The following is an 11714-nucleotide window of genomic DNA, read 5'->3' on the forward strand; positions in this document are numbered from 1 at the left end:
ACTAATTGATTTCATTTTTGTTAGTTACTTTATAACCTGTTGCGTTAATTGCTTTCTCAATTTCCAACACATTAGTCTTGGTTTCGTCAAACTCAATGATTGCATTACCATTTTCATATGATGTTTTTGAGTTTACTATGCCGTCAAGTTTATTTACTTCGTGGTTGACGTGTGCTTCACAACTGGCACAGGTCATCCCACTTATTTTATACTCTGTAGTTTTTATGTTTGATTTGTCAACTACTATGATTTGTTTTTCAGTGTTTTGATAAAACATATTTGAGTAATAAGGAAAAGCAATTGATAATCCTGCAAATATGGTGATGCCAATAAGAAATCCTTTAGTTTGAAACCATTTAGGTTTTTCATCTATCTCACAACCACAATCATCTTCATTTATTGGTTTTAGATAACTATACCAAGCATAGCCTATTGCTATAATTGCTAAACCAATTAAATAGGGTCTAAAAGGTTCCATCCAAGATAATGCAGATGCACTTCCACCAACTCCAGCTATAAGCGCAATAACAGGTGGTATGCAACACGACGATGCTGCAATAGCTGCAAACATTCCTGTGTACGCCGCGCTTTTTGATTTTTTTGTTGAACTCATAACTATATAATTATGCTATTTTTCTTTTTAATTTTATTGACTTGAAGATATTCTCCAAAATATCCGTTTCATCTTCATTTAATGAATAATACAAAGTTTGTCCTTCGCGCCTTGCTGTTATAATACCAGCATCTTTAATCTTTCTAATATGTTGTGAAACCGCTGGAACACTCATTTTTAAAATATCAGCTAAGTCACAGGGACATAGTTCTTTCTCCATATTTAAGAGATATAGAATTTTTAATCGAACTTCATTACTTGAAATGGATAACAGCTTTGATATTTTTTGAAAACTCTCTTCCATTTTATCTAATGTATCCATACAGTTTTGTAACTGTTTTTGATTTGCTTCTGCTCTTGTACAGGTTATTTCAAGTTTCATATTATTTGCTTTAGAGGTGCAAATATATAATTAATTACGTATTTAAGCAAATGCTTAAATACATCCGAAAATTGTCCCAAACTACAATCCCATCCCCAAACAACTCGCACCACTAATTCTATTTTTAAAAGAATTACGTGAGTCGACCACAAAAACATATCGCCCAGAGTAACAGTGGCAAATACAACTATCTCTTGTTTGATAGTGTATTTGCCTTTAATGCGTTTGTAGATCACGAGATACAGCAACTGTCCAGTAGCAATGCTTCACGATGGAATAATGTGGTACAAAGCACATCCCAAAACTTAAATTCTGGTACCGATTGGTACGGTACACCTACGCCAAAAGATGTGAAAGAACTCGAAGAACATCGCACCTTTTTAGGAATGAAACTGGCGCAGAAAATTCAACCGCAGGTTAAAGACAAACTGGCAACCTATTTAGACTATTTACAAGATTCTGTGTTGCCTAAACCTAAGATGGCTTACAACGATCGCGGTCTTGGCGTGTTCTCTTTTGAGCGTGCTGCGATGGCGATGTACAAGGACTTTCCTGTAAATACGCAAACGCCAGTCAGTACTGCCGTCAGCCAGATGAATATAGAACTGCGCAATCATCAGATTTCTACTTCGGTAAAAAGTGTGTACGCCTATTTTCAAGATAAGCAGATGAGTTACCCATCGATGCAACTATATATAATGGCCGGCGCAAATGCTAACGTTAAGGGCGATCAATTGCTTTACGTCGGGCTTGCCTGCGCAGAGTTGGTTGATTTTCTGGAACTACGCGGTATTTCGGTAGAGGTAAATGTGATGTTAGGCACGTCGTTCCGCAATCAGGTAGCAATGGCGTGCGTGCGTGTGAAGCGTTTTCAGGACAAGCTGGATAAGAATCAGCTGTTACTTACCAGTAGCGATCCGCGCTATTTTAGATATCGTGGCTTTAAGGGTTTGGTGGCGTTGAGCAACTATTTCGGCTTGACGATTCCGTCTGGTCTGGGATCGATTACGGCTCAAATGGGTACCGCTTTCGCGAAAGCGATCAACCCAGCAGGCTTCGTCTTTGAACAAAGTTACGCGATGGAAACCGCAGTCAAGGAAGTGACCCAAATCATAGAAAATTATAAAAACCAACTCGCTGCCTGATGAAGAAGAAATTGAAACAAAGCGTGATAGACGCCATTATGGACAGAGCGATTGAAATCAATAAAGGGTGTAAAGAACAATGTAGGGATTTTGAGATTATGCTTTCGCGAAAGCGAGAAAACTCACTCATCCTGCGCTGGACGAGCATTGATATTTCTAACGAAGATAATCCGGTGCAGCAGTATCGCTATGAATGTTTCCAAACGGATGGGACATCGCAAATGTGCTCTGTTCATTATGCCGATCAGGACGAGGCAAACGAGTTTATCTGGTCGCTGGAGCCGCTGTATCATCAACAATTTGCCATAGATCATAAATTATAGAAAATGTATAGAACCAAAGATATTTCAAAAGCCGAATTAAAGGCGCTCGCTATTAAAAATCAGGATGAAATCGTAGCGCTTACGGGCAGCGAGCTTGATCCTGTAAAAGCCTGGGAAGTCATACAACAGGCGTCGGATAATTTCAAAAACAGCGACCTAAAAGCGCAGGAAGCAGACGCGCTTTTATACGCAATGCTTCATCCTGACGAGAAATCTTCAAGTGGCGAAATCTACACAATGAGCGATGGTTTTCAATGGAAGCTACTTTCAAAAGGCGAAGCAAAAAAACGTTTTAAAGCCGATAAAGAAGTGTACGGCATAGACCGTTCTTCTGAAACCGAAGCGCTTATTGCGAATAAAGAAGATTTAGGGCGTTTTGAAGAGTTTGGCGTAGAGCATACTAATAATGATGTAAAACGAAAGCCGAAAACTACAGCCGATAAAAAAACAGCATCGTCTAAAGAAACCATACGCATACAGGAAAAAGAACGTGCCAGAGCCTTATCGCTTTTGGAACTTGAATTATTAATCGCCGCCTAAAAATCAACTATGACCATAGAAAAATTACAAAAGCTCAAATTGAGCGCCGTGCAACCAGATGCTTTGCAAACCGCAGTAAAAGAATTGCTGGCCGATTATAAAGAAACTTCAGATAAAGAAGCTTTTGAAGAAATTGCCAAAGAGAATATTGAAAAAGTATTCTCGATGGTGGAGCGACTTTCGCCAGACGCCATCGTGAAAGAAGCAAAGCCAACCAAAAAGAAAGCGCCATCTAAAACCGTCAAAAAGGAACTGGATAAAATGACTACTGATATTAAGCTGTGTCGAGCGAAAATCCGCAAGTTTAATGAAGAGAAGCGCAAAAACGAGCCTAAGAAGCCAAAACCGATGCGCCACACTAAAATTAAAGGTCACTTTATCTCGATAGCCAATCTAATTCCTGTAAAATTAAAGGATGATGTAGGTGTACAAAAAGAAGCCGAAAAGGTCTTGTTGCGTGCCCATCGTGGCATTATGAACGCCTATAAAATGAATTTTGTGACGACGGAAAAAGGAGTGGATGCGATTAAAGAGAAGTTTGACAAAATGGAAGAAAAAGCTAAAAAGTAATTATGAATAAAAAAGTATTGATCATCACAGGCGCAGGCCTTGCCATAGGTATTGCCGAGGCGCTTATTTACTATAATCTAGGTAAGAACGCAGAAAGCGATAAGTTCAAACTGCAAATCCCTAAAGGCGCTGAATTACTAAAAACCACTGGTATCATTATCGCAACGTCGCTTGCGACCGCAGCACTTTCAAACATAATAGAAAGATCACTTACAGAAAAACCAAAACTCATCCCAATACCTGCATAATTATGAAAAAGATAGAACACCAAATATTCCTACAACGTAATCAGCTTGCCAAAGAGTTGTTGCTACAACCCATTCAAGAGAAAATCGAAATTTTTGACCGTATGCATAAGCTACTGGATAATGTTTCGGTTTGTGAAAAAGATGCACTACTGGATGAGCTAGAAGCTCTTGATCTGGAAATTTTAGAAGACATTGATGAAGAGTATGCAGATCAACTAGAGCACAACGAGATTACTGAAGAGCTCAAAGAAAAACAAGTTGCCTTTGAGAAAGTAATGGAAGACATACCAGCTCCAACTAAAAAAAAGAAACCCACCGACGAAGACATCATTAACGAACTCGTAAAAATGGGACGTACTGAAAATATCGGTAGATCTACGTTTAAAGATCTGGGCGTAAAGGTCGCTTTAGGTTGGGAAACCATTATTGGGAAGTATCGTGTGACTAGGACGAGTGTGTTTAGGTATCGGTATGGGATTGAGAGGATATAGTTAAAAAAATCTAGAATTACTGGATGCAATAACTTTAAGCGGACCAGCAATGGGAACATCTATTTTATGTCTTGCAACGCACATACCGTTTTTTATAATATAGCATTCAACAAAATGTTTTCCATAAAAACTGGAATGTTCAGTTTTAGATTCAGTCCCATTGTCGTTTACTATTTTTCCACGTACGCCGTGACTTTTGGCTTTTACGCCTTTATTTCTAACTTTCCATTTGACCTCATAAGGTTTGGGTGTAGAATTTTTTTGGATAAAAAACTTAAGAGAATTATTCTTTTTGAGAATAAATAAGTTATTCAAGGACTGTTCCCGAAATCCATCTTGTTTAACCTTGCAATTAATTTTAAGGTCATATATGAGATGCATTGGATATTGTTCTTCAATAAATTGCTCATTTGGGCTGTAGTCAATTGCATTAGGATATCGAAGCACTGTGGGTAATGAATCCGAATTAAATAATGAGCGGTTCTTTAGAATTGATCTTGAAACAACTCTTGAACCAAGCGCTTCGTTTAAATTCATTTCTAACTTTTCCAAATTAGAAACGTCAGCTAAACTCTCAAAATCCATTCTTGCGCGACTTAACCATAAAAAGAAATTTTCTTCACGAGCCGGAAATTCAATCCATTTATCCGCAAAATTTTCTCTTACATCTACAGGATTAGTAATTACACTGTTGCCCTCTGCATCAACACCTATAAAACTTTCCATATTTTGAAGAATAGAAATCAAAGCATCGTAGATATTATTTTCGTTGTTATATGCTTGAGCACTTAATGTGGTTATAATTATGGAAATAGGTCTATCTAAGTCGTCGTGTTCAAAATGCAAATCACGATGGCGTTTCAATATCTGGACAGCTCTCTGTAAAGGTGTTTTTATTTTATATAAAGGCACATCATCTATGGTGGCACCTTTTAAACCTACCAAATTTTTAATACTTTCATTAAGCTGGATTTTCATTTGATCTTTGAACCACTCTGCGTATCCCTTCGGATTACTTTTCGTCCAATCATTTGAAAGTGAATTGTAATAGTCACTTGTGTTGTCAGTAATGCCTATAGCCGTATTTATATAGTTTTGCGGTAATCTGCTCTCATTCAAAATCTTTATTGAGTCATCATCTGGAATTGCTGGAATTATATCTAAATGAAATTTAGATTCAGTGTGATAGTTGAGTCGCCAACATCTTCTATGTTCTCTATCCAACTGATTTATATATTGTGGCTCCTTTAATCTGTCTCCAATTAAGTTCTTTATATGTTTTTGAGTGGTTTGATTATAGCTACTTTGTAGCAGACAAACTAAATCTATATCGTACTCTTCTCCATCTAGCAATGGTCTAACAACTGTGCCCAATCTGAATGAACCTTGTGGGTAAACCTGAGGGTTGTACCTGCTTATTTTTGGACAATCACCTAAAAACTTACCGACGGCTTGATACCGGCTTTCAGCGTCAGCATATTGACGTTGAGTAATATCTAAAGCTATCGTTATATCTTCTAAAACTTTATTTAAATTGGTTTTAGGGTAGAAAGTTTTAATCATTTTTTATTCTCTATTTCAATCGTTTTTATAAAACCATTTCTCACTGTGTTTTGATCATATATTGTTAGTGGCAAATCTGCTTTTGGATACCAGATTCGGCCAAATTCTACAGCTACCGCTGGAACCATAGCCGGAAAAACCGATATTCGATTACATTCACCGTGTTCTTTCTTAATCTCATTTAGAACAATACGCATAAATTTCCTAAATTGAGCCAAATCATCTTGATGTTTAATGAAATCGTTATTAACTTTATCTAGAGTGATTTTCCAAATGGAAGTTTCGCTGCCAAGAGTATCATAAATTCTACTGTCTATTATGTCTGCGCTCAGGGCGAAAACTAAGGCAATATTTTTCCTGACATTTTCAGGTCTAATTAATTTAAAAAAATTCTTTTTTTGAGCATTCTCTTGCCAATTCCAAGTTTTAGGTTCTTTTTGATTCGCATATACCGTTACATTAGCAAAATTGTTTAGCATCGAGCCTAACTTTATTAGTAATGGCTGTGGTGCTACTGCAAAAACCGAGAAGTTTTGAATAGCGCTTTCTTCTAAAATTGGCCTCACCTTACGATCAAAGATTTTTTCTAAATGATTATTCTCAAAATTCCAGAACTCATCTTCATCATCTTGTAAAGAAGAATTTTTCATTCCTAGAGCTATTGGTTTAGTTTCGGCAGGGTAATAATCTGGTCTCAATGCTAAACACGCATCTGAGTATATAAGTGGGCTGTTGTGTTTTCCTATATTTGCTCCATACATTATGATATGGGACTCTTTACTATCTGATATATCAGTTAGTTTGATCATCCTATCCTCGTGATTTTGTTTCATCAAATTAAGACGTTCAACAGTATGTTCTTTTACTTGCTTACGATCAACTAAACGATGGTGTTCATCACACAATAACATTAGATTTTCAATTTTATCACTTAGTTTGTCTGATAAGAATTTATGACCTCTCGGGCCATTAGAACTATCTGCAATTATGTGTGCTATATATGCAGTATTAAATTCGGCATTCGTTAGACCATCGATATATAGCTGTTTATTACATCCATCATATTGGCATCTACCAGCAGCTTTACCCCAGAGAATTAGTTTTGTTTCTAACTTAATATGTTTTCTAGCCATTTAACTCGTAATTGTTGAATCCATTCCTTTGACAGTGTTTATCTAATCATCTCTCATTTTATAAGGTTCCTGGAATTGAGAAAGTATCAAACAATTGCTCTTTGCTCTAATGATAGTAACCACCATTTAAATCTTGGACACTTTTCTATAATGGTATCTAGACCTATTTCATCAAGTATTAAATTCCCGTCTACAACTTTATTGTAACCATTTATTAAATGTAGTAATCTTTTTGATGGTGCTGTGGCGGCACCGTCATTGATCAGTTCTGGATTTGAAAAATTTGCGAAAACAGATTTTAATTCAGCAACCTTTACAGCCTTTTCCTCAAATAATTCTTGAATACCTACTATCGATGAAAAAATAAGCGCTTCAAACTCGTGTAATTGAATGTAAGGAAATAGATGGTCAAAGGTTTGCTGTTGCGTTTCTTCAATATCTTCTTTAATTGCATTTTCAAGATAAGTCATACGACTTGCTTTGTCGACTATCGTTTTTGATTGTTCAAATCCTGGAAAGTCGGATGGCAACGCATAGTAGTCAATCAAACTTGTTAAAATAACATTGCTCTCATATACAGTTTTAATTATATCCTTCTTGAAATGGGAATATTTTGACATTCCACCTTTAGAATGTTTGATCTTGAAACAAGAGATTGAAATATTTCTTGCAATAAAATAAGGTTGCAATAATACGTTTACAAATGCCTCTTCAGTATCGCCTTCTACTATGACTAAAATTCTCTTCATAATGGCTGACCTTTAATGACACTTTTTGTCCATAATTCTCCCATTGAGTAATCTTCTAACCATTTGTCTAAGTCGTTATCATCCAATCTATCAAAACTCGACTGATTGTCAATTTTATCTACAGTTATAATATGTTCAGGCTCAAAGCTATTTAAAAGATTTACAGATTGAGTAGATACAATTACTTGACATCCTTTTGCCGCAGCACTCTTAATTAATCCTGCAAGTTTATTTACAGCAACTGGATGAAGTCCTAGTTCTGGTTCGTCTATAATAATAATCTTAGGCAAGTCTGGTTGCAACAATAGCGTGGTTAGAGCAATAAAACGAATACTACCATCAGATAGATGACTGGCATCAAAATAAGATTCTGGTTGATTCACTTCGCTCCAAATCAATTTAATTCGAGACTCATCCAGTCTATCTGGTTGTAAATTAAATCGTTCAAAAAATGGAGCAATACTTGCGATTGTTTTCTCAATCCTCTTATAGCTTTTAGGATGTTTTTCTTGCAAATAGAAGAGATACGCCGCTAGGTTATCGCCATTTTCTTTTAAAAATCTATTATCATTTATATTGGAAGGCGTGCGTAATGGTGCGCTCGGACTAGTATCGTGAAAGTGATAAATTTTGAACGTTTCCATATGTTCACGTAAATAGATATCTCTTCTAGTATTAGAGTTTTTAATCCCACTCTCTTGTATGTTATTGTTCCAGAAGGCTCTATTATTCGGTGCGGGATGATATATACTTTCTTCTGAAGATATAAAGAGACCACCGCTTTCATTAGGTTCTAACTCAAAAGAATATGCGTTGTTACCAAAATTGAGAAACCCTTTTATTTGTTCTGTATTTCTTCGCCCAAAGTAAAGAAGGTTCTCAACACCTTGTTTAAGTGAGTATTGTTGTAACCGTTGCTCGTAAATATTATTCACAAATTTGAAGAAAGAAATGAAGTTAGATTTACCAACACCATTACTTCCTATTAGGATTGTAATCATTCCTAAATCTAAATCTAGCTTTCTAATGGATTTAAATCCATTGATTTTTATATTGTCAAGCATAATTGTTAAATTAATTCCATTATTATGTCTTATTTCTAAACATCTCTGTTATTGCTTATGTATGATAATTTTATTTCTCATTGATGGTTTGTAATAAATCTTTGGGCTCTACATTGAGAATTTTTGCTATTTCAAACAATACTTCTAAGCTTGGTTGAGATCTGTTTTGCACATAACCATTTACTATATTGTAGCTCTTATTTAATTGTTCTGATAGCCAGATTTGCTTAATTCCCTTCGCTTCTAAAACTTCTTTAATCCGATTCATCATTTTCAGTTTTTAGGAATGTTAAATATATAATATTTAGAGATAAAACACACTGTATTATAATATATTTTATGGCTTTTATCTAAATAGAATTGTACCATCATTAAATCAGTGTTAATAGTTTATTCAACAATTAACAATTTCCCGAAAACTCCTTTTTAGTAGTTTGGCACGTGAGAATAAATTCGAAGCCAGATGAAAAAAGAACAGCCCGATTATAGTGACTTACAGCAGAGTGTTGATATGCTCATAGGCAAGTTTGGTCTTGTAAAAACCATTGAAGTCATAAACAATCTTTCGGGCAACACCCAGTTACAGTCCAGCGATACACAGAAAGTGAAACTGCTTTTAGTGTACATCGTCTCACAAAGTATCCAGATTTTCAATCTTCAGGAAACAGATTTTTATACCAGTACCATTCAGGAATATCGCGATGCACGGATGGCCTGCTATTTTCTGCTCAAAAAATATACAGATACGAGCTATGCAAAGATTGGCGAGAACTTCCAGCAGTCTAAGCGTGCCGTGATGTATAACTACCATAAATGCGATGAGATTCTTTCCATACCTAGTTTTTACAAACCGTTTGTAGCCAAGTTCAAAATACTGGAAAACAACGTGGTCAACTTTATCGCAAAACTTAATTAAGAATATGAAAGAAGAAATAGCTCAAGAAGTAAAAGATGTCCTTACCACAGCTCCCGAAGAAATCACTTTTGAAAATATTCAGGGCGAAGAAAGCAGTCCGCTCAATCAGCCCGTAATAGAAAAAGATATCGGTGGCGAGCGTCCAGTCGATAATGACCCAGATAAACAGAAGAGTTGGAACGTTTGGAAACCAGACAGGCCACATCAAATGCCGGAAGAACCAGTCGCAACGAATTCTGAGCAATCAGAATTTCGTAAAACGGTAGAAGAAAATGTTGAGCAAGAAAAGCGCAATCAGCCACTAGACGCACCAGAGCAAGAAATTAATGGTGGCGGTTACGAGGACGACGATGAACCACAACCTACCGATGAGGATTTTGAATTACCACTAAGCCAAGCCAATCAAGCTGCCGATGCGCTGCTAGGTATGTCCAATAATGTCTTGGAAGTTGGCGGTGGTTATTTTGTAAAAATCAGTAAGCATAAGGAATTCTATGAGTTTGATGAGATTATCTCGGTCATCGATCAGCAGAACGACAAAAACGTTGCTCGTGTAAAACTCGATAAGGAAGACAAGGCGCTACTACGTCCTTTGCTTGCACAAATTCTTCGGAAAAAAGCTAAAAAGCTTACGCCAGAGCAACAGCTTATGGGCGCAGTACTTTCTATTTTGATGAAAAAGGCACAAGTAGTTATGGAAGTGCGTGCAGAAAACAACATTCTCGAAGAGCGTATTCTCGATATTATTCGTGATGAAAAAGCTTCAGCTGCTGAAGAAGTAAACGATGAAGTTGAAGAAGATTATGAGAATGAAGATTTTCAGGAAGAATTAGATTTTGATGATGAAGAGATTAAAACTGATGAAGCTTTCGCGAAAGCGAAAATAGAAGAACCACAGACAACGGAAGCAGTAGATTTTGAAGAAGTAGATGAAGATATTCCTGAAGCAACAATTTTAGAGGTTGCTCAAGACGAACCTAAAAGCGAGTAGTTATGTCAGGAACTTCTAATCGTGGAAGAAAAGCCATCAGTTACCTAAAAGAAGATCTGGAACGTCAACCAATGATCTTGCTCGTTTGTGGCGAGACTGGTGTTGGGAAAACCTATCGCAACAAGCAAGAAATAAAACGCTATATGATGGATCATCTTGCGGTAGGAAAGAAAGGTCGTAAAGTGCTAGCTTTTGATACCAATGATGATGATTATCCGCAATTCCGAACCGTGAGTCCCAATCATTTGAAGGCACTTACAAAAGTCTCTTCGCGTAGAATCAGACCCTTTAATCCAGACGGCTCGCCTATGGATAATGATGAGAAAAAGGAAGTGATTACTAAAATAATGAAGCACTTCAAAAATGGACTTGTTGTACTGGACGATATTGACCACTATATGACAGGAGCGAAAGGACAATCGATGATTGGAGCACTCTGTACTGTGCGTCACAAAGGAATTGATATTGTACTTACACACCAATCTGTTGCAAAAATTACAACATCAGAATGGCAAAACTGTACTTGGTTACGGTTGCACCATCAGGTAGATGATGTCACGCGCTACAGAGAGCGCATCCCAAAATACCAAATGGTACGCATAGGTCAGCTTATTGTAGATGAGCAATATGAATTATGTTCTAATGCCTTTGCGATGGGAAAGATTACAGAAATGGAATACAAGATTCAGAAAAGTTTCTTTGTTTATATCAATATGCGTGAGCAGCGCATACGTGGTTGTAGTCGTGCTGCTTTTATAAGAGCTTGTAAAAAGTTTATCGATCAGGAAGAATCACGCAAAGTCAAAATGCTTTTAAATGAGCAAGATTTTGATGGTAATAATATCTACAAAACAAAGAACGATGCTATAGTAAAGCTGATTTCAGATAAGTTGCGGTATCACGAGGATGGTCTGGTTGGGCCTATGTGATTATTCCGTTTCTGATTTTGTTTGAATCTGTTTTGTTTTCTTTCAAATTCTATTAGA

At 36.6% G+C, this 11714-nt stretch carries 16 protein-coding genes; 9 read left to right on the forward strand and 7 right to left on the reverse strand.

Annotation, left to right across the window (positions count from 1 at the left end; all coding sequences use genetic code 11):
* Window position 1: 1 nt before the first annotated feature.
* Window positions 2-613 carry a mercuric transport protein MerTP gene (gene merTP / locus DDD_RS03205; RefSeq protein ID WP_015361303.1) on the reverse strand — a complete coding sequence of 204 codons (612 nt, stop codon included), beginning with the start codon at window positions 611-613 and terminating at the stop codon, window positions 2-4.
* Between the two features lie 10 nt (window positions 614-623).
* Window positions 624-995: an ArsR/SmtB family transcription factor gene (locus DDD_RS03210; protein ID WP_015361304.1), complete on the reverse strand. Its 372-nt coding sequence runs from the start codon at window positions 993-995 to the stop codon at window positions 624-626.
* Window positions 996-1132: 137 nt separating this feature from the next.
* Here DDD_RS03210 and DDD_RS03215 point away from each other — a divergent pair, with 137 nt between their 5' ends.
* From DDD_RS03215 to DDD_RS03240, 6 genes are read left to right on the forward strand one after another with little or no spacing between them, the layout of a single operon-like run.
* Window positions 1133-2140, forward strand: coding sequence for a DUF7192 family protein (locus DDD_RS03215; RefSeq protein ID WP_041566890.1), 1008 nt, complete (start codon window positions 1133-1135; stop codon window positions 2138-2140).
* Window positions 2140-2463 (forward strand): hypothetical protein, encoded by a 324-nt coding sequence (locus DDD_RS03220; protein ID WP_015361306.1) that lies wholly within the window; start codon window positions 2140-2142, stop codon window positions 2461-2463. Before DDD_RS03215 ends, DDD_RS03220 begins: the two co-directional genes overlap by 1 nt.
* Before the next feature lie 3 nt (window positions 2464-2466).
* Complete coding sequence (locus DDD_RS18125; protein ID WP_015361307.1) at window positions 2467-3003, forward strand: hypothetical protein; 537 nt, start codon at window positions 2467-2469, stop codon at window positions 3001-3003.
* A gap of 9 nt (window positions 3004-3012) precedes the next feature.
* Complete coding sequence (locus DDD_RS03230) at window positions 3013-3573, forward strand: hypothetical protein (protein ID WP_015361308.1); 561 nt, start codon at window positions 3013-3015, stop codon at window positions 3571-3573.
* A gap of 2 nt (window positions 3574-3575) precedes the next feature.
* Complete coding sequence (locus DDD_RS03235; protein ID WP_015361309.1) at window positions 3576-3821, forward strand: hypothetical protein; 246 nt, start codon at window positions 3576-3578, stop codon at window positions 3819-3821.
* A gap of 2 nt (window positions 3822-3823) precedes the next feature.
* Window positions 3824-4312, forward strand: coding sequence for a hypothetical protein (locus DDD_RS03240; protein ID WP_015361310.1), 489 nt, complete (start codon window positions 3824-3826; stop codon window positions 4310-4312).
* On the opposite strand, the gene DDD_RS03245 is transcribed toward DDD_RS03240, so the two are convergent.
* From DDD_RS03245 to DDD_RS03265, 5 genes are all read right to left on the reverse strand, one after another.
* Window positions 4313-5875 (reverse strand): nucleotidyltransferase, encoded by a 1563-nt coding sequence (locus DDD_RS03245; protein ID WP_015361311.1) that lies wholly within the window; start codon window positions 5873-5875, stop codon window positions 4313-4315.
* Window positions 5872-7008 carry an HNH endonuclease gene (locus DDD_RS03250; RefSeq protein WP_015361312.1) on the reverse strand — a complete coding sequence of 379 codons (1137 nt, stop codon included), beginning with the start codon at window positions 7006-7008 and terminating at the stop codon, window positions 5872-5874. The genes DDD_RS03245 and DDD_RS03250 overlap by 4 nt, the downstream gene beginning before the upstream one ends.
* 86 nt (window positions 7009-7094) lie before the next feature.
* Window positions 7095-7757, reverse strand: a complete 663-nt coding sequence (locus tag DDD_RS03255) for a DUF4276 family protein (RefSeq protein ID WP_015361313.1) — start codon at window positions 7755-7757, stop codon at window positions 7095-7097.
* Window positions 7754-8821 (reverse strand): AAA family ATPase, encoded by a 1068-nt coding sequence (locus DDD_RS03260; protein WP_015361314.1) that lies wholly within the window; start codon window positions 8819-8821, stop codon window positions 7754-7756. The genes DDD_RS03255 and DDD_RS03260 overlap by 4 nt, the downstream gene beginning before the upstream one ends.
* Before the next feature lie 70 nt (window positions 8822-8891).
* Window positions 8892-9089, reverse strand: coding sequence for a helix-turn-helix domain-containing protein (locus tag DDD_RS03265; protein ID WP_041566891.1), 198 nt, complete (start codon window positions 9087-9089; stop codon window positions 8892-8894).
* A 195-nt stretch (window positions 9090-9284) separates the two neighbouring features.
* Between DDD_RS03265 and DDD_RS03270 the strand changes: the two genes are divergently transcribed.
* From DDD_RS03270 to DDD_RS03280, 3 genes are read left to right on the forward strand one after another with little or no spacing between them, the layout of a single operon-like run.
* On the forward strand, window positions 9285-9737 hold the full coding sequence (locus DDD_RS03270) for a hypothetical protein (protein ID WP_015361316.1): 453 nt from the start codon (window positions 9285-9287) through the stop codon (window positions 9735-9737).
* Between the two features lie 4 nt (window positions 9738-9741).
* Entirely contained in the window at window positions 9742-10728 is a 987-nt protein-coding gene (locus DDD_RS03275) for a hypothetical protein (RefSeq protein ID WP_015361317.1), read from the forward strand.
* A 2-nt stretch (window positions 10729-10730) separates the two neighbouring features.
* Window positions 10731-11657 (forward strand): zonular occludens toxin domain-containing protein, encoded by a 927-nt coding sequence (locus DDD_RS03280; protein ID WP_015361318.1) that lies wholly within the window; start codon window positions 10731-10733, stop codon window positions 11655-11657.
* Window positions 11658-11714: the final 57 nt, after the last annotated feature.

This window comes from Nonlabens dokdonensis DSW-6, from assembly GCF_000332115.1.
Taxonomy (GTDB): domain Bacteria; phylum Bacteroidota; class Bacteroidia; order Flavobacteriales; family Flavobacteriaceae; genus Nonlabens; species Nonlabens dokdonensis.